Source organism: Leptotrichia sp. OH3620_COT-345 (assembly GCF_003932895.1).
In the GTDB taxonomy this organism is placed as follows: Bacteria; Fusobacteriota; Fusobacteriia; order Fusobacteriales; family Leptotrichiaceae; genus Pseudoleptotrichia.
Genome location: NZ_RQYW01000002.1, coordinates 144086 through 170073 on the forward strand (window position 1 = coordinate 144086; position 25988 = coordinate 170073).

The window sequence follows — 25988 nt, forward strand, 5'->3', positions numbered from 1 at the left end:
AATTGATTAAGATTATTAGCCGTTCTTAGAATTCCGCTCCGAATCCTACTTTAAATACATTGTTTTTATTGTCATTCAATTCATAAGCTGTTGTCATATTGAATTTGGAGAATTTATATTTCAATCCCAATCCTAATTTCATTCCGCTATCATAATCCAATCCTTCTATTTTTGATCCGTCTTTTACATCTCTATCTCTATGATAAGATTTTCTGTTAAATCTATGTTCATATTCTACATTTCCGAATAAATCAACTGCTGATCCCAATGCAACTTGTCCATATACTCCTACATTTGCATTTCCACTTGTTCCTCTCGCTTTTGAGGCATTTAATTTATCTATTGCCCCTTCTTCAACTCTCGTTACTCCCAATCCTATATAAGGTTTTACATAACCAGTATTTCCACTGAATTTGGATCCGAATCTTGTTTGAAAATCAATAATATTTGAATTAAATTTAGTTCCTTCAATAGCTACTTTATTTCTATTTTCATATTTATGACTGTTGTGTGAATATGTCAATACACTTGCCAAATCAACATTTTCAGTAAAATTATATTTTCCACTTAACATAAATTGGTAAGAATCCAAGTTTTCTTTTATACCGTCAAATGTTTCTTTATATTTTACTTTTGATTTTTGATATCCGAATCCTCCTCCTAATGTGAAGTTTCCGAAGCTTTTAGTTCCTATTAATGCTACTCCGTTACTTTTTGAATCATATTTTATAACTTGAGAGTTATCAGTATAACGTCCTGCTCCTCCTATATATTGGATATCTAAGCCTGTTCCGTTGTTATTCTGTGCGTCTTCCAAACTTTTGAATCCGCTTGAAGTTATATTTTTAGTCAATTCCAAATCAACTTTTGATCTAGGTATATAAACTTTTGTAGTCGGTGTTCCCGGTATCGGGGTTGGTGTAGGCGTTGGGTTTGGAGAAGGTGATGGTGACGGCGACGGTGCAGGCAATGTATTAAATGACGTATCACTTCCCGTTACTTGATTTGTAAAATTAAAAGTATTCCCTCCTGTTATTGTTCCTATTACCGTACCGCTTGAATTAACTACTTTAAAATTTGCTCCCGGTGCTACAGTTACAGATGTTCCTGCTGTAATTCTATCAGTAGGATTTAATGTTAGAGTAAAATCTCCTGCATTAATTGTAACATTTCCTGAAAATATTCCTGCACTTGTACTTATAGTTCCTCCTGAATAACTCGAACCACTACCTGTAGAAACTCCATTAAATGACAATGAATAAGCATTTACACTGGCAATTATTGCTCCTAATAATAATATTTTTTTCATTTGTTACCTCCTAAATTATTTTGTAATTTGTTACATTTAACTTTCTTTTGTCTTATTTTTCATTGCTTTATATTATACCCCAACTTTCATAAAGTGTCAAATTTCTTTCTTACTCTTAAAAATTCATTTATATACATAAATAAAAATTATAAATATATCTGAATAACAAGTATATTGAGTATTTATTTCAATATACAATTTTATTATTAAAAATTTTCATTTAATTTATACCTTCTCTTAATATTTTATTATAAAAAATGAATTTAAATTCTTTCTTAAGACTGTAGACTACTGTTTTTTGTTTAATATGTAATTTTCCTCTTTCTTTACTTTACCACTCCGTCCTGCTCTTATATTTGTCGTTATGTGTTGTAAATATTCATTCATATTCTTTGTTTTGCTCTTTTGATACTTAGTTCTATTCCTTCCGACACTCTTCCCAAATTCGATTTCTTAAACAGTATACCCATTTATATTTATTGTCTTTTCTCTTCTTCAAAGCTCTCAAAAAAACTTCTGTCTTTTAATATGCCTTTTATGAAGCTTCCTATTCTTTCTATATTAGCTCCTTCTTTCAACACTTTATAACCTTCTTTAATGCCCTTCTTCTATTCTCCCCCGAATTCAAATTAAATATTAAAACTATTCTTGCCTTCACACTTTTATTATCTATCATTATTTTGCTCTGAGAAGCTTTTATATATATTTTTCTTTTAATTTCTTCTATCGATATATTCCTTTTAGCTCCTATATATCCTTATAACATTATGTTATCTTCTACTTCTATTGTCCCTATATTTCCTATATTTTCCGTTATGTCGTACACTTCTATAGTATGCATTCTTTAATTTTTACCTAAAATTACTTTATTTATCTTTATTCTCCGGCATTCAAACTTTTTTAAAAGAATATAAAATTTTGCCGAACAGGAAAGCAATTTTCTGAAAATTAAATTTACTGTTTTTCAAACATAATGAATATTTATGAGAAATGAATTTTGAAGTCAGTAACTAGAGTATAAGAATAACGATAAAGCCCCATGGAAAGAAAAAATTATGTAAATAAAAAAATCGGTTAATTTCTCAACCGATTTTATCTTTTCAAATTAACTATTTCGCTATTTCAACAAAGTATTTTAATGTTCTTACTAATTGAGCAGTGTAAGACATTTCATTGTCATACCATGAAACTGTTTTAACTAATTGCTGATCTCCACTTTCAATAACTTTTGTCTGAGTTGCATCAAACAATGAACCGAAATGAATTCCAACTATATCTGAAGATACAAGTTCTTCTTCAGTATATCCGAATGATTCATTTGAAGCTTCTTTCATAGCTGCATTAATTTCATCTTTAGTAACTTTTTTACCTAAAACAGTTACTAATTCTGTTAATGATCCAGTAGGTACAGGTACTCTTTGAGCTGCTCCGTCAAGTTTTCCTGCTAATTCCGGTATTACAAGTCCTATAGCTTTTGCTGCTCCTGTAGTATTAGGAACTATATTTGCTGCCGCCGCTCTTGCTCTTCTGAAATCATTTTTTCTGTGTGGAGCATCAAGTGTATTCTGATCTCCTGTATAAGCGTGGATAGTAGTCATTGACCCTCCAACTATTCCAAATTTATCATTTAATACTTTAGCCATCGGTGCAAGACAGTTAGTCGTACATGAAGCTGCTGACAGTACCGTTTCCGTTCCGTCTAAAATAGTGTGGTTTACATTAAATACAACTGTTTTCATTTCTCCTGAACCAGGTGCCGATATAACTACTTTTTTAGCTCCTGCTTTAATATGTAATTCCGCTTTTTCTTTAGAAGTGAAGAATCCTGTACATTCTAATACTACATCTACTCCTAATTCTCCCCATGGTAATTGAGCCGGATCTGCATTTGCAAAAGTTTTGATTTCTTTTCCGTTTACAACGAAAGCCCCTTCTTTTACTTGAATTTCCCCATTAAATCTTCCTTGAGTCGTATCATATTTGAATAAATGTGCAAGCATTGCAGTATCTGTCAAATCATTAATTGCGACTACATCAAATTCAGGATTATCAGCCATTAATCTCAATGCTAATCTACCTATTCTCCCAAATCCGTTAATTGCTACTTTAACTGCCATATTACTATTACCTCCTAAAATTTTTATATAACATAATTTGTTTACAAGTTAAGTATATCACAATTCATTTAAAATTTGAAGTTTTTCTTTTAACAAATTTCACTTTCAATTTCCATTTTTCCTTTTATATAGCTTTTAAAAATTTCATTCTGTAAAGTTATAGAATAAAAATATTTTTCATCAAATTTTTAAGTGATTCAAACCTGAGAAGACATCATTAATATCCTGTACTTTTAAAATGAAAATGAATTCCTCTTTTAAAAATACTTAATTTTTTATATCCGTAAAATCTTCAATAACATTTAAATATTCATAAATATTATAAATTTTCAAATTATATTTTGTCGATTAACTCTTTCAGTTTTTTCGAGTCAGCTTCACCACTACAATTTTTATTCACAGGTATTTTTTCTTCAATTATTTTAAATATTCCGAATTTCTTGCTTAATTCCTTTATTTCCGGATTTTCTTCAATATTTCCTGTAAATTCGGGATTTCTTTCTAAAACAAGATAAAACTTATCATCTTTTGAAATTAAAGCAGATTTTTTGACTGCTTTACAAAAAGAAAATGCTGTTTCTATAGCTAAAGGATAATACTCCTTTCCTTCTATATCTATTTTACTTTCAATTTTTCCTAATAATATTAACCGCTTCTTATCATCAACATATCCTGAAACTCCTGTTTTATGCCATTTTCTATTTTTATTTTCATCCGTATTCGAGTTTCCTTTCAATATATGTTCTCCTCTGACAAATATCTCTCCTGTTTGTTCCCATGTATTTTTAGTTGATTTATTTTCTCTGTCAGTATTTTTTAATTCTTTAGAATCACTTTCTTCATCAACTTCTTTTTCAGTTTCTTTTATTTCAAACTCTATTTCTTTTACTTTTTCTCCTATTATTAAGCCTTTACCGTCTTTCATCTTTTCCAAATCTTCTTTAGTAATATCTTCAAAATTCAGTACAGAAACCGGCTCAACTCCCGAAATCTCATAAAACACTTTTATTTCAGCATTTATAAAGATTTTTTTTATTTTCTTCATAATTTTCGGAAACACAGACGCTCCTGTAATATATGCTGTCTGTACATTTTTAAATATTATATTTTTCTTTAAAGCATATTCAGCTAGATTTTCAAATATTATCACAGGCAATATTATATTCTGTATATTATTTTCATTGATTTGTTTTACTACATCTCCGTATTCCGTCTTCTCAAAATTATTCAAATCCACATCGGAAATAAAAGTTGTTACTCCTGTAAGCATGTGCGAAAGAATAAACAGAGGTGATAATGAATAAACTTTTGTCTCTTTATTAAATCTCATATTTCTTTCCAAAACGTTATACTGCCCCAATAAAAATCCATGAGTACCCATAATGGTTTTAAAAATTTTTTCTCCTATATCTGTTATATCTCTAAATTTTATTAACGCAAGACTGTTTTCATTTATTTCCTTTTCTTCTTTTTCATATTTTTTAGGCTTTTTCTTTACAATTACAGGTAAAGTTTCAGAGCTTTCAATCATTTTTTTATAGTTGATTTTTTTCTTTATTTTTCTTATATTTTTTAATAAAATCCCTTTAAAAAGTGTTATCCTGTCGGCTAATATGCCTTCAGCGGAAACTGCACCGCAATATCTGTCCACACATTCCATTTCTTTATCAGCTTCTATTATTACCGCTACCAATCCCATTTTAAAAATCGCCATTAAAATAAGATAAAATTCCAATCCTATAGGCATAAAAATTACAATTTTATCTCCTTTTTTAAATCCATTTTTTTCAAAATATGTACAAATCCGGTCAGATTTTATGTCCATATGACTGAAAGTAAGTTTATTTCCTGTTTTTATATCGACTAATGCTGTTTTATAAGGATATTTTTCCCGTAATTCTTTAATTTTATTAATTATTGTCATATTAAACATCCTTTCTGAAATTACTATCTATTCCCAAAACCATATTTTAATTTTATTTTTACCTTTCAAGAAATTTTTTCATATCTTCAGATATGGGTATTTCCAACTCAATTTCTTCATTTTTTGACGGATGAGTGAACCTTACTTTGTAAGCATGGAGAAATTGTCTTTTTATACCTTTTTCAGGATTTATCCCTTTACCGTAAAGCTCATCTCCTATTATCGGATGCCCTACGGACCTTAAATGCACTCTTATTTGATGAGTTCTCCCTGTAAATAGTTCACATTCGACTAATGTGACATTTTTTTCGTCATATTTTTTTAAAAATCTTATAGCCGTTTTTGCATACTGCCCTCTTTCGTCTATTATCCTTTCCAACTTATCCCCATCTCTATAAATGGGTTTTTCAATTATAATTTCATTACCGATTTCCATAATACCGTCAACTATTGCCAGATATTTTTTTTCAAAAATTGAAAAATTTTGAAGAAATGCTTGAGCAAAACTGTTTTTAGCAATAATTATAAGTCCTGATGTATTCATATCCAACCTATTATAAAATCTCGGTATTCTTTCTTCTCCGTATTTTTCTTTAAAATAATGGACTATCCCGTTTGCAAGTGTAAAATCCGCTTTTTTCTGTGTAGGATGTGTCAGTAAAAACGGTTCTTTATTTACAATGAGCAAGTCAGCATCTTCATATACTATATCCAAGTCAAGTTTTATCGGCTTTATATCTGTTACTTTACTTTTTTCAATTACTTTCAGTATTCCTCCTGATGGAAGTTTTTTGGTCGTTCTTACTTGTTTCCCATTTAAAAAAACCTCTACATTTCTTAAACTTCTTCCTGAATAATTTTGCACTTCTCTTAAATATTGAGATATTTTCATTCTGTGGTACTGTTTTTCAAGTTTAAATTTTTTCATGTTTTTCCTTTATATATTTTTTATTTTTCCCAAGACTTTATTTCGGTTAATTTATGATATTTATTAAGTTTATTACACTTCAATCATTCCAATTACATTTAATACGAGCAACAACCAATTTAAAATATTTATCATCGTCGAAATCAGTCCAATCCCTATAAACAATGTCGCTATATTTGAACTTTCCATAATTTTCAGATTCAGCACGAATAAAATAGGCATTAAAATTGTAATTATATTTATTAGAATAAATATAACTGTTACCATATTGTTGATTTTTATCTGTAAATTAGTTTGAGGTTTATTTACATTTACTGAAATTCCTCTGCTTTTAAATATAAAATATTGCCCCTGTATTTCATAAATACCCTCTTTTAATGTTTTTTTCAGTTTCTGTCTATACTTTACATTTGCTATTTTTATTTCATTTAAAATTAAATTTACCCTCATAATATTATTTCCATGTCTAAACCGCATCTACTTTCAACACTTATTTTTGCCATTTCAATCCCTCTTTATTATTTATTTTTCAGTTAATTTTACATTATTTTTCACCTTATAACAAGTTATGATTTATTTTATGTTTCTTCTGTTTATTTCACTGTTTTTATAATAAAATAAATAAAAACTCCGGTCAGAAAGGATTTTTTAATTTAAATATAACAGCTTTAATAATTTTCTTTATCGCATTTTTCCCGAATTTAAACCGGATTCAAAATATTTTTTACTTTTATACTTTACTCCAATCCTTATTTTTCCTAAATAATTCCTAAAAATAATTTTTTACTTATAGTTTCAGTATTTAAATTTTTACATTCTCTGAATTTTTTTATTTTGATTTTAGGAATTTGTTTATCAATATTACTGAGACTATGTTTTTAGAAAGGAAAAATACAATACGTTCCAAAATTTTGATTAAGAGCATATAGTTTTATTTCTCGAAATACAAATACAAAGGATTTGTATCTTTAATATTTTTTCAGGATTGTTCTTCCGGAATTCAGTTATTTCGTATTATATTTGTTCATTAATCTTTCAATAGACATTTCGTCTTTAATATCATCTATTAAACTGAAAATTTTCTTTCTGCTTTCTTTTAACACATCTTTTTCATCAGGAGTGAATTTCCCCAGAACATATCCTATTGTCTTATCTTTTGATTCAGGTTTTCCTATACCGTATTTTATCCTTATAAATTTTTCGCCTACATGACTGATTATGGATTTTATTCCGTTATGTCCAGCTGCTCTTCCGTTTTTTCTTATTTTTATTTTTCCAAATTCCATATCCATATCATCATAAATAACAAAAAGTTCGGTTTCAGGATTGATTTTAAAAAATCTTACTGCTTCTCCTATAGCCTCTCCACTTGAATTCATAAATGTAAGCGGTTTCTGATAAAATACTTTATCCCCTTTATAATTTGTCTGGATAAACTCAGACTTATATTTCTCTCTTATATCATTTATCCTATTCTCTTTTAAATATTCATCTATAAATATAAAACCGATATTATGTCTCGTAAGTTTATACTGTTCTCCGGGATTTCCTAATCCGACAATTAGTTTCATTTTTCACCTTTCATTTATTTTTATATTAATATCAAGCCATTTCATAATTTAAAGATAATCTTACTAGCTGTAAATAATGGATATAAAATAAAATTTTATAATTTGATATATTTTTATACTTTATGAAATAGCCTTATTATTTTAAATAATTATAGCATATTTAACATTCAATAAAAAAGCAAAAATTCCATAAAAAATAAAATTAATTCATTTCTTTTATGGAATTTTCCGCTTTATATAAATTTTCCTCTGATTTAATATTTAGTCTCTGTAATATCTATGGAGATTAAAAAATTCAACAACTTTAAGAGATCCTAAGTTTAACAATATTTTTCATGTTATTAAAATTTTTCACTCCCCACGCTTGACAAAGATCCTTTATTAAAATACGGGAAAGCCTTCATTGAAATATTTTTCTTTTAAAAATTTTCTTACTTTTTCAGAAGTCATTGCTCTTGTCAAATCCTGAATTTTTTTACTGTTTCTGTTATCCTGTCTTGCCACAAGACTCACTGCATATTTTCCCGCTGATCCTTTTTCAGTAAATAAAGCATTTTTTACACTTACACCTATTTTCAACATATGTGACGGCCAGTTAAAAGCAAGATCCGCTTCCTGATAAGCCTGCACAAGGGAAGGAATAGGTACCGATATAAATTTAAGATTTTTCTTTACATTTATTACATCACTTAAAGTATATAAACCATTTTTAGGCTTTAAATCTATTAATCCTTCTCTTGCCAGTATTCTTAATGCCCTGTCTTGATTAGTAGGATCATTGGGTATAGCTGTTCTGGCTCCTTTAGGAAGTTGAGATTTACTTTTATATTTTTTTGAATAAAATCCTACATAAACATCATAAATTCCTTTAATTTTTACGAGCTTTCCATTATTTTTCCGATTAAACACCTGCATAAACGGTTCATGCTGATGAAAATTTGCATCAAAATCTCCTGCATTAAGTCCTATATTTGCAGTCACATAGTCGGTCAATAAAGTTAATTTCACATCATACCCCTGTTTTTTTAAATCTTCTGCTGCTATTTTAGCTATCTGATCCATAGGATAACCTGCTGTAGCTATTTTAATAACTTTATTATTTGCAAACCCTATTGCAGTAACAAATATAAATAATAAAAATAATATTTTTTTTGACATTAGTCTACTCTCCTTTTCTTATCTAATTTTTTTGCAATCCTATTTCCCGATATTTGAATAGAAAACACTATAAATATCATTATAATTACTACTTTATAGATTAAAATATAGTTATATTCATTGTATCCGTACCTCATAGCATAATCTCCTATGCCGCCTCCGCCAACTACTCCCATAACAGTAGAATAGGAAATAAAACTTATAATTGATGAAGTCAATCCTAAAATAAGACTGCTTCTTGCTTCTACAAGTAAAAAATGCCATACTGTCTGAAACAGTGTCGCTTTCATAGACAAAGCCACATCTATTATTCCGTTATCAATGTCATAAAAAGACTGCTCTACAAATCTTGCATACAAAGCCACTGCTACAAAACATATCGGAAAACTTGCAGGCAGGAGGCCGAATGCCGTACCGAATACCAGTCTTGTAAAAGGTATAAGAACAACGACAAATATTAGAAATGGAAAACTTCTAACTATATTTATATATGAATTACACGGTATATTTATATACATATTTTCTTTTATAGAACCTTTATTAGTGAGAAAAACCACAGCTCCTAAAGGTATCCCTATAAAAACTGCACATAAAGCGGGAATGAGAACCATGATAAATGTATCTTTTATTGCTGTAAGCAACTCAATATCTATCATTTCAGCACCCCCCTCACATAATCGGTATAATTTACATTTTCTTTATTGTATTCTTTTTTCTCAATACTAAATATATCCGATATTCTCTCTTTTTCTATTATTGCAACTCTGTCACACAGCCTTTTGACCACTTCCAACTCATGAGTTACAACTATAATAGTTACTCCATATTTCCTGTTTATTTCTTCAAATAAATCAAGTATCCCATCTTTGACTGTTTTATCAAGGGAAGTTGTAACTTCATCACATAAGAGTAATCCCGGATTTGAGACTAAAGCCCTTGCTATGGCAGCTCTCTGTTTTTCTCCTCCACTTAAAGAAATCGGATAAGAGTTTTTCTTATCATATAATCCTACAAACTTCAGAACTTCTTCAACTTTTTTTTCAGAAAATCTTCTTTTCAATATTAAAGGTAAAGATACATTATCAAATACATTTTTATTATATAATAAATTAAATTCTTGGAATATATAAGCTGTTTCAGTATTATTTTTTATTTTTATCAGACCCTTGTCGAATTTGATTATTCCTTGTATCATTTTCAGAATAGTAGATTTTCCACTTCCTGATTGCCCTACAAGTCCAAAAATTTCACCTTCGTTAACTTTAAAATTCACTTTCAGATTAAAATTCGGATAATTCTTCTCAATGTTTATTAATTCTACCATTTCACCTCCTGATTTTTTTATATACAATTATATCATAATTTTTAAAAAACAGAAAGTTTGTTTTTAAAATATTTTGTTTATCAAAATCTATATTTTTATATTTTAAATTTATTTTATTCCTATTTTTTCACAATTTTTTTGATAATTAAAATATCAAATAAAATCCTTTTATTTTTTCGACTGTAAAATTAAACATTAAGAATTTAAAAACCGGACTGAAATATATGTCCGGCTGTTTTTGATTATAGGCGTTTAACAAGCAATTTATTTTATTTATTAATTATTTATACAGCTGCTGTATTTTCTTTTTCGTAGCTTTCCAAAATTACCCTTGTTAATTCGGATCTTAGTTCAGGAGTGATAGGATGAGCTATGTCTTTAAATTCTCCATTAGGCATTCTTCTTGATGGCATTGCAACAAAAAGCCCATTCTGTCCTTCAATAATTTTCAGTCCGTGTACAACAAAACTTTCATCAAGTGTAATGTCTACATATGCTTTTAATTTCCCGCCTTCTTCAGAACCTCTTCCGAGTCTGAGTCTGATATCTGTTATTTTCATACGCTTCTCCTTGTAAAAAATAAGATGTTTTTCTAATAACTATTATACCCCATTATTTTCAAAAAACAAGTGAAAATAATAATCTTTTTTTTACAAATTTCAGAAAATTAAACAGCATAGCTTTTATTTTCGCATTTTAATTTTTCATTTTATAAAATATATTTCTGATTTTAATTTATTAGTTCAATGTATTCATCTATAAAATCTTTTTTTAAGTTTTCAGGCGGAACATCTTTTACATGTATTTTTATATTTCTGTTAAAATATTTTATATCAAGAATATCTCCTTTTTTTATATTGTAAGAAGATTTCTTTTCTTCTCCGTTTATTGTAATATTTCCATTATCCGCCAGTTCTTTAGCTACTGTTCTTCTTTTTATTATTCTTGTTATTTTTAAAAATTTATCAAGTCTCATAATATTATCCTTTTTCAGAACATTAATTAAATAATTTGTCAATTTCCTTTTTTGCATCTTTAGCCGTTGAGGACGATTCTGATTTTGCTTCATCACCTGTATTTACAGTATTTTCTTGAAGTATTGTTTCTATATTCCGTGGACTTCCTTCGCTTTCAAAATCGTTTATATTTATAATAGTGTTCAAGGATTGCAGCTCCCTTTGTAATTTACTTAGTTTCATTTCCTTTTCGTAAACACCGTTTACTAAGTTTTCTATAAGTTTTGTCTGTTCTTCATATTCTGACATTATTTTAGCATAACGTGAAGATTTCATATTTTCTATTTTTTCGGAAAGATTTTTTTTCTCTTCTTCGGATAAATCAGTTTTATTTATATTTCTGACATTATTATCTTCAAAAATGAGTTCAGAAACCAACTTTAACATTTTCCCTTCTACTAAATCATTTTTGGAATATTTTATAACAACGGAAAATTCTTCTCCAAATAATGCTGTTATTCCTAAAGTACCTTCATTGTAAATAACTTCATAACCTTTTTCGGTTTCTTTAATATCAGCCTTTGCTCCATTATTTATCTGTACTTCACCTGAAACAGATTTTTTTCCTTTTTCCAGATTTTTAAATTTTATTTCTCCGTTATTTATTGAAATATCTAAAATAGAAATACTCGAAATATTTTTTATTTTTTTTATGAATTTCAGAATTTTTAAAGATTTATTTAAAGAATTTACTATTTCTTTTCCTTTATCCAAAAATATATACGAATTTATATTTTGAATATCATTTAAAGATATAAGTCTTTCAAGTTTTAGCAGATCTCCTGAAATATTTTCCAGAATCGTACTCCTCTCAGTTTCAATTTTATATACGGTTTTCGCTATTTTCTCTTTTTGTTCATTAATATTTTTTGTAAGGACTCCCGTTTCTTTATTAAGCTCTTTCAACTTCTGAGCTTTACTCTTTAAATCTACTAATCCGTTATAATCTTGCTTAATTTTATTTGTAGAATTAATTTTTTCTTTTATACTTTGGGAAAAATCAGCTATATCTCTGTTCAATCCATTTATTTCCGTCATTGTTTCTTTTATATAACTTTCTGTCGTTTTCCTAAATTTTTCATTTTCTATAGGAATATTGATTTTTTCAAGAAAAGCGTCTATTCTGGAATCAGGGGCATTGTACACCGTCTGCAAATCCATTTCTTGAAGTTCCATTGCGGATAGTTCTATTTTCGGAATTATTCCAAAAGTTCCGCTTCCTTTTATACTGATTTTAGCTTTTCCTCTTCCTAATTTTTCTCCACCCAATACAAAATTATCAAATAAAATTTCCCTATCCTTAATTGAAAATCTCAAATTTTGAAATTCCGTATCTTCTGTCTTTGTCATATGAGAAAGAATTTTGTTTGAAAAAATCACTCCTCCCAAAACTGTAATTACTCCAATCATAACTAAAACCAGTAGGAATTTTAAAAACTTCATGTTACGCCTCCTTTTTATAAATTCTATTTCACAGCATCTTTTATTTCAGCTGATTGAGCAATCTTCCTGCAGCCAGATAAAAGGAATTCATGTTATTATCCCTTATAATCTGATATGTTCTTGCAAGAAACTCCCTTTTTGTCATTCTTATATTTTTTTCTTTTAATAATTTATTCAGACTTTCTACTGTTACTTGCTTAATCTGTGCTGAATCTTCATACACTTTCTGATCAATAAAAGCGACTATTTTTTGGTCTGTAGCATCAAATTTCCCATCCACTTCACCGACTGAACTGCTTTTTGAAGTTCCTCCCGTAGATGCTTTAGAACTTCCTGTAGAACCTGAAACTCCTGCATACGGATCACCTGTAGTACATGAAATCATAACTACGGACATCAGCAACATAATAAGATAACTTTTCTTTATCATAAATTTCCCTCTCAGACATTTTTTAATATTTAATTTCTTTAAAATTTTTATTTTTTAGATTCCGGTAACTTTACTGTTTCCTTATTTATTTTATCCAGTTTATACTCTCTTGCAATATCTTCAATGAATCTCTGTGTTTCTTCCTGTCTTTTCGATGCTTTCATCTGAGCTTTTATCTGATCTTTAACTTTATCAAAAGCTTCCACTCCTTTAGGATATCTTTCCAACAGTTTCACTACATAAGCTTCATCTCCCACTACTATTACACTGTCAGCTATCTGACCGTTTTGAAGTGACTTTACAGCCTCACTTACAGGAGCATATTTTGCAGAAAGATCGGACATTTTTATTATCTCAGTTTCCCCTGTGGAACCATTTTGGACTCCTGTATATTTTTTAACTAACTCTCCGAATTTTTCAGGATTTGCTTTTGCTTCTTTCAAAGCTTCTTCAGCTTTACTTTTCTCACTTGTAGGTGTCACAATCAGCTGAAGTCTTACTTCATCTTCTGTTCTTTCAAAATTTGTCTTGTTTGCTTCGTATATTTTCTTCGCTTCATCATCGGATATATTTATGGAATTTAACCTGTCCATCATAACAACCGATGCAAGAAGATTTTCTTTTGCTATCCCTATTCCATCTATATATTTTTTACTCTTATCAAGTTTCTTTTCTTTTGCTTCAAAGGCAAAAGCTCTTGCTGTGGCTATATTTTGTATAATACTTATTTTCATTTGTTCCAATTGCTCTTTAGGAACTTCTTTCAATTCGACTCCTGCAGCTTCAAGATTTCTTTCCAGTTCATAATTTAATTCGGATTCATAAACTTTTATTTTTTTGTCTTCAGATTCAAACACTACCTTTCCACTTTTCCCTGAATTTCCACATGCAAATGCAAAAATACATAATATAGTAATAACTGACAGTTTCATTTTATTTTTCATTTTATCCTCCAATAAATTTATTTATATAACAATCCACAAACTTTATTTTATTAATAGCTTTATTTTTTATTAATCATACCTTTTAACTACATTTAATATTTACTGTGAATTTTACTAAAGTATAACTCATAAATATTAGATTTCTCTATGATTTTTTAAATTTTATTTTATAATTTTTTTCTTTCCAACATTTTTCACTAAAATCCCCTTTTTTCATTCCTGAAACATATTTATTTCCATTAACGTAAAAACGCAAAAATTTCCGAGTCCATATTCCTTTATCAGGTATTCCTATTCTAGGAGATTTCATTATTTTTTTAGGTTCCTTACTCATTTCAAAATCAATATATAATATATTTTCATTTATTTTCTGTACATTTTCATTTCTATTTATAACCGTTATTTCCGACATATTGAATTTATCATTTATTCCTACAGCTTTTGTAAGCTTTCCCGGACCGTTACTTACAAGAATACCTGTTTTCCCTCTATTTGTTTCCATTATACCCAGTCCGTCTAAAGGTTCTATTCCTCTAATAAGAACTGCCTGAGGGTTTCCTTTTTCACATGCGACGATATTAAGCATTTTATGAGTGTGCATTGTATAAATGTACACCGTTCCTCCTTTTCCATACAATGCTTCCACTTTAGGTGTCCTTTTTCCTTTATAACTGTGACAGGCTTTATCAATAATTCCAAGATATGCTTCCGTTTCAGTAATATAGCCAGACAGAATATTTTCACCACTTTTTACTATCAAAAGCTTTCCAAGTAAACTTTTTGCCAATGTTACAGTATCTTGCTTAAAAAAATCCTTAAATATGTTTTTTTCTTTATTTACTTTCATTTTTTAAAATTTCCTTTTCAATTTTTCTTAATTTTTTCTACATTTTACATTATATTAAAGTTTTTTTCCACTATGAAAAATAATTATAGTATTTTTCTTTTTCAATATGATAAAATATTAAAAAACTCAAGGAGGAATTAAAATGGAAAAATTGAAATTCAAATTTAAAAAAAAAGTTTTAATCATTACTTCTGTGTTATCACTATTATTATTTTCTTATCTTCCGGCAAATCAACCAAAATCAAAAAAGTTACTTTCTAAAAATTCGGTAAAATCTATGAAAAAAGCTGAAATTTCAATTTCAAAAGAAGAACTTAATACAGTTGCTGAAAAAGTTTTCAAAAATGAAGCTTCAGGTATAAAAAGTAATTTAGTCTACTGGAATACAGGAGAAAATTTTCCTTCTCTTGGAATAGGCCACTTTATATGGTATAAAAAAGATGAAAGAGGGATTTTTGAGGAAAGTTTTCCTCCTCTTATAGAATATTTTAAATCTAAAAATGTAAAATTACCTGAAATTATTGAAAAAAATAAATATGCACCATGGACAAATAGAGAAGAACTTATGAAATTAAAAGATGAAAAAAATCCCGCTATAGAAAAATTGACGGAATTCTTATATAATACTAAAGATATACAAATTGAATTCATTTTTAAACGTCTGGAAGCTTCCCTCGGAAAAATGCTCGCAATTTCTAAAAATAAGGAAAATGTGAAAAAGCAATTTTACAGGGTAGCAAACTCTCCTAACGGACTTTATCCTCTAATTGATTATGTAAATTTTAAAGGTGAAGGCACAAATCCAAAGGAAAGATATAAAGAAGAAGGCTGGGGATTACTTCAAATCCTTGAAAATATGAAAGGAACCAGTCCAGGAAAAGAAGCCCTCATTGAATTCAGCGATTCTGCAAAATATGTTCTTCAAAGAAGAGTAAATAATTCAGATCCTTCAAGAAATGAAAAAAGATGGCTGGAAGGTTGGTTTAAAAGATGTGATACTTATAAAGAATAAAGATATATCTTAAATTTAAATATAGTAAATATTGGATTTTTAATTAAAAAAATTTATGAGGGCTTATTTTCGCCCTCATAGTTTTATCTACTTTTAAAAATTTTCCTGAAGTACTTATCTCAATATTTCACCATCTTAATGAAGAGGCTGATTATAAAAACTTGAGTATAAATTCTACAATAGTTAAAGTCCATCAGCATAGTGCCGGTGTAAAAAAGGGGTAAAAAATGGTGAAGTATCAACATAAAAAAAGACATCTTGTAAAATGTTTTTTTAATAAGATAAAACTCTATTAAAAGAATAGCTATGTTTTATTATACTTCTCCTTTGTAAACTAACTGTTAATTTACTGTAAAATTAATGTAAAAACATAATTATTATAACTTATTTTTGAATATTTAATATGATATAATGTGAAAAACAGAAATTTATTATAAAATCAATAAATATCTGCTATTATAGGAGGTAAAGCTATGCACAAACCTAAAATATTGAAAAAAGGAGATAAAATTGCTGTTGTTAGCTTATCAAAAGGAGTTCTTGGAGAAAATTTCTGCAAACACCAGCAATTACTTGGAACTGAAAGATTGAAAAAAATGGGATTTAGAGTTATTTTTATGCCTAATTCTCTGAAAGGAATCGAATATATAGAAAAACATCCTGAAAAAAGAGCTGAAGATTTAAAAGCGGCCTTTAAAGATGATAATATAAAAGGAATTATCTGTGCCATAGGAGGCATTGACGGGTATAAGATTTTTCCTTATCTTATGAAAGATCAAGAATTTATCAGTTTAGTAAAAGAAAAACCTAAAATATTTACAGGCTTTTCAGATACTACAGTTCATCACTTGATGTTTCATCGTTTAGGAATGCAAAGTTTTTACGGACCAACTTTTCTGACTGACATAGCCGAGCTTGATAACAACCTTTTACCTTATACTGAAAAATACTGGAATATCTATTTGGGAAACCCTTTAAATAAAATTATTTCGAGTGATATATGGTATGAAGAAAGAACCGACTTTTCTGAAAAATCTCTGGGAATACCGAGAATATCACATAAAGAATCTCGAGGCTTTGAACTTCTTCAAGGAAAAGAAACCTTCAGTGGAAAATTACTCGGAGGTTGTTTGGAATCTCTTTACAATATCATATCAGGAGACAGATTTAACGAACAGAAAGAAATTTGTGAAAAATACAAAATTTTTCCTTCTAAAGAAGAATGGAAAGGAAAAATACTGTTTATAGAAACTGCCGAAGGAAAACCCTTACCTGAAGAATATGAAAAAATGCTTGAAACGCTTAAGGAAAAAGAAATTTTTAATGTAATAAACGGAATAATAGTGGGAAAACCCCAAGATGAAGTCTACTATGATGAGTATAAAAAAATTTTATGTAAAGTTATTAATAATACTGAACTTCCTATTCTTTATAATGTTAATTTCGGTCACGCTTATCCCCGTTGTATTTTGCCCTACGGGCTTAATATTGATTACAATCATTCAGAAAAAAAGATTCTATTTAAAGAACCTTTGTTTCAGTAATTTTAATAGAATTTTTTAAGTAATGATTCCGATAAATTTAAAAATAATATTACTTATATTAAGTACAGTATGTATAACATATTATTTTTTCATAACATATATTTTCATATAAAGGTAAAAAACTAGATACAATCTCATTTTTCATAAAGTAAATGAGCGTAAAGTTGGAATTTTAAAAACTTCCGACTTTTTTCAGTAATAAGTTCCCTATCTTTAAACATTTTTATTTGAAATAAAAATTTTACATATGGAAAATAAGTGTTTTTTAATTATTTATAAAAGTAATTTATAATTACCGATATCGTTATTTTTTTAGAAATATTGAATATTTTACTGTATTCCCTTAATCAGACATAAAATTACTGCTGCTGCATTAAAAATTAAAATTGACAAAAAAATTTTTTCCTTATCTTTATTCAATTTATTTTTATTTTTTAATATGGTCACTTCTCAAAAAATTGAAATAATTGTAATTATTGTTACAGCTTTGAGCATTTCTCTATGTATATATTTTGTACTATTAAAAAATATTAAAATAGTTAATATATATCTAATATAATATATAAATAATATTATTTTTTTCAATTTTTTTCTCCTAAAATAAAAATTTAAACAGAATTATAAAAAATAAAGATAAAATTGTTGGTAAAATAAAACGGAATTTATAAATTTTTATATTAATTTCTTTATAAGGATTATACAATCCGTGAAAAATAAGACAGATAATATATGAAATTAACCAAAAAACCGACGATATAACATAACAACTCAATATCATAATTAAAATGGAATATATAAAATAAAATTTTTTTATTTTATCTCACATGTTCATTCCCTCTCTGAGAAATTTTGAATTCTATCGCTCTTCCCTTATTGTTAATATAAATTCTTGAATCTCCTTTATATTTACGGTAATAATAATCTCTTTGTAATATTTCCAATATTTCTGGATATGTTAATGCTTTTCCTCCTTTTATTTTATTATAATTTAGTAATCCTTTTTTTATTGTTTCCTCTTCAGTTTTTGGTAATTTGTAGTTACCCGGATATATAGCTATATTAAGATGCAAAATCTTTACTACCACCATTAAATGCAAGATTTTTTTACAAATTCCATCTCTGTTTCATTTATTTTAGTTGCAGCTATTGTTTTTACTATTTCCAAGCTGTAAGCTATTTTAAATGCTGTGCGTTTTTCACTTCCATATCCTGAAACTAACTTTTTCAAAATTTCTCCTGCTTCATATACCGTTAAAAGTGTTCCTATTATTCCAAGATATGAATTTTTTAAAAAATAGTTTGTTACAATTCCCGCAGCCAATATAAAAACATCTTTAACTTCTATTTTTTCTTTGTCCACAACATTTCTATATATTGCATTATTGTTCCTGTGTTAAATTATAATCATTTCTTATCGCTATTTCTAACATTTTAGTGTTACTTAATTTAGAATTACGGTTTAATTTGTTTTCACTGATTTATAGTATAAATTTTTCCTGCACCGTCTTTAAATTTTGGATCATTCATTTCTTTACTCCTTTTAATAACCACATTTTTTAAGACTGCCAACTTTTCTATTTTATATAAATATTCTACAATACGGAATTATTATTTGTCAAATTTTTAAAATATACTGCTTAACACTTTTTATTTACTGTTTTATTTTAAGTTTTACAAGTTAAAAATTTTTTATTTTAAAAACAGTCTCCTTTCTGAATATATTATAAATATTAATTTTAAATCCGTATTTAAAAAACCTCGCTATTTCTGTTTGATTTTAATAAATCTTATTAAATAGCGAGATTCTATATAGCGAAGTTTTATTATCTTAATCTTTTCTGTTCAAATCCCTTTCCGTCATAAATTACATATTTTCTGTCTTGTAATGCTCCGGGATTCAAATATACTATTCCGTCCTTTTCTTTCATATACTCTATATGAGTATGTCCGTATATGCATATGTCGACATTTTCAGAAAACGCTTTTTTCTCAAGCTCGTTTAAATTTCCTTTTACTCCGAAAAGATGTCCGTGAGTCAGTAACACTTTTTTTCCGTTAAGTTCAAATATTTCAGTATCCTTTGTTTCCCTATCGTAATAATCGGTGTTTCCTTTTACTATCTTAAAAGGTATCTTATCATATACAAAAGACATATCAATAGCATCTGTACTGTGGTCTCCTGCAAAAATAACCAATTCAGGATTTTCCGTTTCTATTGCTTTCTGGAAATACTCAAGTCTTGTATGACTGTCAGAGCAAATAAGTATTTTCATATATTTCCTTTCTACACTATAAATATAGGTTTTTTAAGATTTTCAAGAAGTCTTATGCCTAATTTCCCCGTAATTCTTTCAACCATGACAGTATATCTCAAATCACCCATTAAAATAAAGTCATACTTTTCAGATTCTTCCATTATAGTTTTAAAAGTATCTCCTGTTTTTTCAATAAGATTGTAATTATCACCGAATTTTTCCTTTAAATTATCTTCTGAATTTACATTTACTCTTAAAACGTCTATTTTCTGCTCATCAAACATATAAAAGAAAGTAAACAGCGTTTTATTTGCATTGTAAGCTCCGTCATCCAACAGCACGATTTTATCAAGCTCAAACGTCTCAATATTGGGAAGAATAACAAGAGGTTTAAAGCTGCTTCTTAACAATTCCTTTAAATATGGACTTACTTTTTCATTTTTAACAACTACAAGTAAATCATATTTTTTTAATTCATCAAGAGCAACTTCCACTGTTTCTCCATCTTTGGAATATACTTCCGAAAATTCCCGTTCCATCTTTTCCTTTACAGTTTTAAAACTTTTCTCCTCAAGTTCCTTATACTCTTTAAAAGCATAATTTGCACCTATGTTTAACCCTATTCCTTCTATTGTTACAGGAAATATTTCATATTTGAGAATATCTTTTACATATAATGCATCTATTTCAACATTATATTTCTTTTTGAACACTTTTCCGAATTCAAGCAGCGGTTCAATTTCATTTTCAGCTGAAACTAAAAACAAAGCTTTTTTTAACAACATAAGAATCACTCCCTTTTACTATTTTATATATTTTTAAAACTGTTACCGTTTTCTTTCAATACAATTTTTATTCTTTTTCTTCTTCAGCTTCAGGATTTTCAGTTATTTTAACAGTAGAAGCAACTTTTTCTTCATTCCTTACTTTCATAATTCTCACTCCCGATGTGGATCTTCCTATTACTGAAACCGTATCCACTTTTGTTCTTATTAAAGTTCCTTCAGAAGTTATAAGCATTATTTCTGTTGTATTATCTACTATTTTAACATCTACTATTTTTCCTGTTTTTCCACTGATTTTTAAGTTTATGATTCCTTTTCCGCCCCTTGTTTGAACTTTGTACTCATTAAGATCCGTTCTTTTCCCATATCCTTCTTCCGTTATCGTCATAACACTCAAGTTTCTATTTTCTTCTTTCATAGCTAACGTTATTATAACTGCAGCAACAACATAGTCACCATCTCTTAATGTTATACCTTTGACTCCTGCAGCACTTCTTCCCATACTTCTTACATCTTCTTCACAGAATCTTATGGAAATACCGTTTCTTGTAGCAATAAATACTTCATCTTTACGGCTTCCGCTCGTAAGTCCGACAAATTTCAGCTCGTCTTCTTCACGCAAAGTCAATGCTCTTATTCCTGTTTTATTTATGTTTGCAAAAAGTGTAAGTTCCGTTTTCTTTACTACTCCGTCTTTCGTTATAAAAAACAATGTCTTATCTTTTTCAAATTCTCTGACTCTTATTACCGTACTTACTTTTTCATCTTCAGACAGTTTAATAAGATTATTTATGAGCTTACCTCTTGCTTGTTTGCCCGCTTCAGGAATTTCATAGACTTTCATGCTGAATACTTTCCCTTTTGTAGTGAATATAAGGAGAGTATCAAGATTTCTAGCTATATACATATCTTTTATAACATCATTTTCCACAGTATTTGTAGCACTTACTCCTACTCCTCCACGTCTCTGGGAATGATATGTATCAGTTGCCATTCTTTTTACATAACCTTTTTCAGTCAAAGTAACGACAACATCTTCATCTTTTATCAAATCTTCTATACCTATTTCTATTCTTGCATCCTTTATTTCCGTCTTTCTCTTGTCTCCGAAATCTTCCTTCAGTTTAATAACTTCATCTTTTATTATTCTGAACTTTTTAGAATCATCTGCAAGTATTGATCTCAGTTCTTCTATTAACAGCATGAGTTCCCTGTATTCCTGTTCGATTTTATCTCTTTCAAGACCTGTAAGCCTTTGTAATCTCATATCAAGTATGGCTTTTGCTTGAATTTCAGAAAATCCGAAACTTGATATTAATTTTTCCCTTGCTTCATTGGCATCTTTTGATCCTCTTATTATTTTTATTACTTCATCTATATTGTCAAGGGCTATTTTAAATCCTTCCAATATATGTGCCCTGTTCTCAGCTTTATTCAGCTCAAACTGTACTCTTCTTGTGACAACATTGTATCTGTGCACCAGATAATTTTCCAGAATCTGCTTTAAATTCAAAATTCGCGGAGCATTGTTCACAAGTGCCAACATTATTATTCCGAAAGTATTCTGTAAATCCGTAAATTTATAAAGACTGTTAAGTATAAGTTCACTTTCTTCACCTTTTTTCAGCTCAATTACAATTCTTATACCTTCTCTATCAGACTCATCCCTTAAATCCGATATTCCTGTCAATTTTTTTTGTCTGACAAGCTCGGCAATTTTTTCTATTAATCTTGCTTTATTTACTTGATAAGGAAGTTCGGTAACTATTATTGATTCTTTACCGGATTTTGAAGTTTCTATTTTTATTTTTCCGGCAACCTTTATTTTCCCTCTCCCCGTTCTATATGCTTCATATATCCCCTGTTTTCCATTTATTATACCTCCTGTAGGAAAATCAGGACCTTTTACATAAGTTATAAGTTCATCTATGCTTATTTCGGGATTATTTATTAATGCCACTATTCCGTCACATATTTCAGATAAATTATGCGGAGGAATATTGGTTGCCATACCTACAGCTATTCCTGTAGAGCCGTTTAATAGAAGATTAGGCAGCTTTGCAGGCAATACTGTAGGTTCATCCAAACTTTCATCAAAGTTTTTCCTAAAGTCTATTGTATTTTTATCTATATCCGCAAGAAGTTCAGCAGTTATTTTAGCCATCCTAGCTTCGGTATATCTCATTGCCGCAGCTTCATCACCATCTACCGATCCGAAGTTACCGTGCCCGTCTACAAGCATATATCTCATATTGAAATCCTGTGCCAATCTCACCATTGCATTATATACCGATGAATCTCCGTGAGGATGATACTTACCTAAAACTTCCCCTACGATTCTGGCAGATTTTTTAAAAGGTTTTTCATGAGTCATTCCCATTTCATTCATTGCAAAAAGTATTCTTCTATGGACAGGTTTCAGTCCGTCTCTTACATCAGGCAATGCCCTGCTTACTATGACACTCATAGAATAATCAAGATAAGATGCTTTTATTTCATCTTCAATATATATATTTACTTCATTTGTCATATTTGTTTCTTTTATTTCTTCAACGATAATATCTCTATCATCATTAGTCTCTTCGATTACCTCATCTTCTCTTTCTTCATTATCTTTGAAATCATCAGACATTATGTTTATTTATGTATAATCGGAATTTTTTTATTCCTAAAATTATACATCTCCTTTCTCTTTGTTTTAAAAATTTTCCGACAAAATTTCTTGTCTGAAATTTTTATTTTAAACTATTGTATTAATTCTAAAATAACAGAATTTTATTATTTTATATATTTTTTCTAATTCAATATTTTTTCCATTCCTATTTTCTGAACTTTTAATCCGCATTTTTCGTAAAACTTTAAAGCCTGCTCATTACATGCCCATACATTAAGCGTTAGATTATAACATTTATTTTCTTTTGCATATTCCAGTATATATTCATAAAGCTTCTGCCCTGTTTTCTGACCTCTTACTTTTTCATTTACACATAAATCATCAATATATAAAGTTTTTACATTATTTAAACTTGAAGATTTATATTCCTGAAAAATACAAAAAACATATCCTATTACTGTTTCTTCATCATTTAAAGCAACAAATACAGGTTTTTTGTCATTTTTTAAAATAAGTTCCAACTCCCGCTCATTATATTTTTTAGCTCCCTGCTTAAAAATATCGGGTCTTTTATCGGAATGTACTTTATGTACTTGATACAGCAATTCATTTATTTGAGGAATGTCCTTATTTAAAGCTCTTCTTATTTTCATATTTCTGTCTTTCCTTTTTTAGTAAAATTAAATGATTAAACTTTACTTTTTCTTCATTTTTAGATTACAAATATAAATTCATCTGTAAATTATACCTGTATATTAAATAAGATTATACATCCAGATTACGTACATAATTAGCGTTTTCTTCAATAAACTGTCTTCTCGGCTCTACTTTATCTCCCATCAATATATTAAACATTTTATCTGCATAAGAAGCATCTTCCATAGTAACTCTAAGCAATGTCCTTACCTCAGGATCAAGAGTCGTTTCCCATAACTGCTCGGGGTTCATTTCTCCCAGTCCTTTATATCTTTGTATAGTGTATCTTCTGTTATCTCTTTCCAACACTGAAGTTATTTTTCTTAACTGTTCATCAGAATAAGCATACTTTATGGCTTTTCCCGCCTGCACTTTATAAAGGGGCGGTTGAGCGATATATATATATCCTTCATTTATAAGTTCTCTTAACTGTCTGTAAAAGAACGTAAGCATTAATGTCCTTATGTGAGCTCCATCCACATCTGCATCGGTCATTATAATAATCTTGTGATACCTTAATTTTTCCAAGTCCATATCATCACCGAAACCGGCTCCGAAAGCTGTTATCATTGCTCTTATTTCAGCATTTTCAAGTAACTTGTGCATTCCTGATTTTTCTACGTTCAGTATTTTTCCTCTTAAAGGCAGTATTGCTTGAAATCTTCTGTCTCTTCCCTGTTTTGCCGAACCTCCTGCGGAATTACCTTCGACTATGAATATTTCAGATTCTGAGGGATCCTTTGAAGAACAATCAGCCAATTTTCCCGGAAGTGAACCTACTTCAAGAGTATTTTTCCTTAAAACAAGTTCTCTTGCTTTTTTAGCAGCTTCTCTCGCCCTTTTGGACATTGACATTTTTTCTATTATTTTTTCAGCCTCTTTAGGATGATCCTCCAAATAAAATTTCAGATTGTTTCCTACTATATTTGATACAATCCCTGTAACTTCACTATTTCCAAGCTTTGTTTTAGTCTGTCCTTCAAACTGAGGTTCAGGTATTTTTACACTTATTACGCATACAAGACCTTCCCTTACATCAGTTCCTTGAAAAGTCCCGTCTTTATCTTTTATTATATTCATTTGCTTTGCAACATCATTTATAGTTCTCGTAAGAGCGGTTCTGAATCCGCTTACATGTGTTCCTCCTTCATGAGTATTTATATTATTTACAAAAGAATAAACATTTTCTCTTTGAGAAATAGTATAACTCATAGCTATTTCCACTTCGACAAATTTTGCAGACTTTATTTTTTTTACGGTATTTCCGTTATCATCGACACCTTCTATTTCTTTTGCTTCTTCGATTTCATAAGTATCACTCATATATATTATCTCATCGGTTATTTTTTCTTCATCGGCTATTTCTGCAAGAAAATCCTTTATTCCCCCTTCAAAGAGAAATTCTTCCTTTCTTTCTTTTTCTTTATCTCTTTCATCAAAAAGAGATATTTTCAGCCCTTTATTCAGATATGCCAATTCTTTTAATCTTGATTCCAATACCGAAAAATCATAAACTGTTGTTTCAAATATTTCCGAATCGGCTTTAAATTTTGTAGTCGTCCCGTGAACTCCATGAGGAGCTTCTCCTAAATTTTCGACACCAGTTACAGGTTCTCCTCTTTTATATACCTGTCTTACAACCTGCCCGTCTCTTGTTACGGTTACTTCCAACCATTCGGACAGAGCATTTACTACTGATACCCCTACTCCGTGGAGTCCTCCTGAAACTTTGTAATTATCATTGTCAAATTTTCCCCCTGCATGAAGCACTGTCATAACTACTTCCAATGTTGATTTCCCTGTTTCATGAGTTGTGAAAGGTATTCCTCTTCCATTATCAGAAACTTCTATTATATTATCTTCAAGAATTTTTACAGTTATATTATCACATACACCTGCCAATGCTTCATCCACACTGTTATCCACTATTTCCCAGACAAGATGATGAAGTCCTCTGGATGATGTCGATCCTATATACATTCCGGGTCTTTTTCTTACCGCCTCCAGTCCTTCCAATACTTTAATGTTCTCGGCTCCGTAATTATTGGCCATTTTTTCCTCCACTTTCCAT

Annotated in this window: 24 protein-coding genes; 2 read left to right on the plus strand and 22 right to left on the minus strand. The window is 29.0% G+C overall.

Features of this window, described 5'->3' with window-relative positions:
• Nucleotides 1–25 precede the first annotated feature (25 nt).
• From EII29_RS01865 to EII29_RS01935, 15 genes are all read right to left on the minus strand, one after another.
• Nucleotides 26–1309: an autotransporter outer membrane beta-barrel domain-containing protein gene (locus EII29_RS01865; protein ID WP_125235840.1), complete on the minus strand. Its 1284-nt coding sequence runs from the start codon at nt 1307–1309 to the stop codon at nt 26–28.
• 1109 nt (nt 1310–2418) lie between these two features.
• Nucleotides 2419–3426 (minus strand): type I glyceraldehyde-3-phosphate dehydrogenase, encoded by a 1008-nt coding sequence (gene gap / locus EII29_RS01870; RefSeq protein WP_125235841.1) that lies wholly within the window; start codon nt 3424–3426, stop codon nt 2419–2421.
• A 334-nt stretch (nt 3427–3760) separates the two neighbouring features.
• Nucleotides 3761–5350: an AMP-binding protein gene (locus EII29_RS01875; protein ID WP_125235842.1), complete on the minus strand. Its 1590-nt coding sequence runs from the start codon at nt 5348–5350 to the stop codon at nt 3761–3763.
• 58 nt (nt 5351–5408) lie between these two features.
• Nucleotides 5409–6278, minus strand: coding sequence for an RluA family pseudouridine synthase (locus EII29_RS01880; protein WP_125235843.1), 870 nt, complete (start codon nt 6276–6278; stop codon nt 5409–5411).
• Nucleotides 6279–6350: 72 nt separating this feature from the next.
• Nucleotides 6351–6728 (minus strand): hypothetical protein, encoded by a 378-nt coding sequence (locus EII29_RS01885; protein ID WP_125235844.1) that lies wholly within the window; start codon nt 6726–6728, stop codon nt 6351–6353.
• Between the two features lie 554 nt (nt 6729–7282).
• Entirely contained in the window at nt 7283–7849 is a 567-nt protein-coding gene (pth, locus tag EII29_RS01890; RefSeq protein WP_125235845.1) for an aminoacyl-tRNA hydrolase, read from the minus strand.
• 381 nt (nt 7850–8230) lie between these two features.
• Nucleotides 8231–9007, minus strand: coding sequence for a MetQ/NlpA family ABC transporter substrate-binding protein (locus EII29_RS01895; protein WP_125235846.1), 777 nt, complete (start codon nt 9005–9007; stop codon nt 8231–8233).
• Nucleotides 9007–9663: a methionine ABC transporter permease gene (locus tag EII29_RS01900; RefSeq protein WP_125235847.1), complete on the minus strand. Its 657-nt coding sequence runs from the start codon at nt 9661–9663 to the stop codon at nt 9007–9009. Before EII29_RS01900 ends, EII29_RS01895 begins: the two co-directional genes overlap by 1 nt.
• Nucleotides 9660–10331 (minus strand): ATP-binding cassette domain-containing protein, encoded by a 672-nt coding sequence (locus tag EII29_RS01905; protein WP_125235848.1) that lies wholly within the window; start codon nt 10329–10331, stop codon nt 9660–9662. Before EII29_RS01905 ends, EII29_RS01900 begins: the two co-directional genes overlap by 4 nt.
• Nucleotides 10332–10615: 284 nt before the next feature.
• Complete coding sequence (gene spoVG, locus EII29_RS01910; protein WP_125235849.1) at nt 10616–10891, minus strand: septation regulator SpoVG; 276 nt, start codon at nt 10889–10891, stop codon at nt 10616–10618.
• Between the two features lie 170 nt (nt 10892–11061).
• Nucleotides 11062–11307: an RNA-binding S4 domain-containing protein gene (locus EII29_RS01915; protein WP_125235850.1), complete on the minus strand. Its 246-nt coding sequence runs from the start codon at nt 11305–11307 to the stop codon at nt 11062–11064.
• Between the two features lie 22 nt (nt 11308–11329).
• Nucleotides 11330–12790 carry a hypothetical protein gene (locus EII29_RS01920; protein ID WP_125235851.1) on the minus strand — a complete coding sequence of 487 codons (1461 nt, stop codon included), beginning with the start codon at nt 12788–12790 and terminating at the stop codon, nt 11330–11332.
• A gap of 40 nt (nt 12791–12830) precedes the next feature.
• A complete protein-coding gene (locus EII29_RS01925; protein ID WP_125235852.1) occupies nt 12831–13220 on the minus strand; it encodes a hypothetical protein in 390 nt (129 codons plus the stop codon).
• 47 nt (nt 13221–13267) lie between these two features.
• Entirely contained in the window at nt 13268–14164 is an 897-nt protein-coding gene (locus tag EII29_RS01930; protein ID WP_125235853.1) for a peptidylprolyl isomerase, read from the minus strand.
• Between the two features lie 145 nt (nt 14165–14309).
• Nucleotides 14310–15011 carry a DNA-3-methyladenine glycosylase gene (locus tag EII29_RS01935; protein WP_125235854.1) on the minus strand — a complete coding sequence of 234 codons (702 nt, stop codon included), beginning with the start codon at nt 15009–15011 and terminating at the stop codon, nt 14310–14312.
• Between the two features lie 142 nt (nt 15012–15153).
• Here EII29_RS01935 and EII29_RS01940 point away from each other — a divergent pair, with 142 nt between their 5' ends.
• Nucleotides 15154–16023 carry a hypothetical protein gene (locus tag EII29_RS01940; protein WP_125235855.1) on the plus strand — a complete coding sequence of 290 codons (870 nt, stop codon included), beginning with the start codon at nt 15154–15156 and terminating at the stop codon, nt 16021–16023.
• Nucleotides 16024–16496: 473 nt separating this feature from the next.
• Nucleotides 16497–17567: a S66 peptidase family protein gene (locus EII29_RS01945; protein ID WP_125235856.1), complete on the plus strand. Its 1071-nt coding sequence runs from the start codon at nt 16497–16499 to the stop codon at nt 17565–17567.
• A gap of 815 nt (nt 17568–18382) precedes the next feature.
• Here the strand turns inward: EII29_RS01945 and EII29_RS01950 are convergent.
• From EII29_RS01950 to gyrB, 7 genes are all read right to left on the minus strand, one after another.
• Complete coding sequence (locus EII29_RS01950) at nt 18383–18655, minus strand: hypothetical protein (protein WP_148096395.1); 273 nt, start codon at nt 18653–18655, stop codon at nt 18383–18385.
• The gene (locus EII29_RS01955; protein ID WP_125235858.1) at nt 18655–18927 is read right to left on the minus strand and encodes a hypothetical protein; all 273 of its coding nucleotides are present in this window, start codon (nt 18925–18927) and stop codon (nt 18655–18657) included. The genes EII29_RS01950 and EII29_RS01955 overlap by 1 nt, the downstream gene beginning before the upstream one ends.
• A gap of 463 nt (nt 18928–19390) precedes the next feature.
• On the minus strand, nt 19391–19840 hold the full coding sequence (locus tag EII29_RS01960; RefSeq protein ID WP_125235859.1) for a YfcE family phosphodiesterase: 450 nt from the start codon (nt 19838–19840) through the stop codon (nt 19391–19393).
• Between the two features lie 11 nt (nt 19841–19851).
• The gene (locus EII29_RS01965; RefSeq protein WP_125235860.1) at nt 19852–20607 is read right to left on the minus strand and encodes a GntR family transcriptional regulator; all 756 of its coding nucleotides are present in this window, start codon (nt 20605–20607) and stop codon (nt 19852–19854) included.
• A 67-nt stretch (nt 20608–20674) separates the two neighbouring features.
• A complete protein-coding gene (gene gyrA / locus EII29_RS01970; RefSeq protein ID WP_125235933.1) occupies nt 20675–23137 on the minus strand; it encodes a DNA gyrase subunit A in 2463 nt (820 codons plus the stop codon).
• A 266-nt stretch (nt 23138–23403) separates the two neighbouring features.
• Nucleotides 23404–23874 carry a GNAT family N-acetyltransferase gene (locus EII29_RS01975; RefSeq protein WP_125235861.1) on the minus strand — a complete coding sequence of 157 codons (471 nt, stop codon included), beginning with the start codon at nt 23872–23874 and terminating at the stop codon, nt 23404–23406.
• 112 nt (nt 23875–23986) lie between these two features.
• On the minus strand, nt 23987–25969 hold the full coding sequence (gene gyrB, locus EII29_RS01980) for a DNA topoisomerase (ATP-hydrolyzing) subunit B (RefSeq protein ID WP_125235862.1): 1983 nt from the start codon (nt 25967–25969) through the stop codon (nt 23987–23989).
• Nucleotides 25970–25988: the final 19 nt, after the last annotated feature.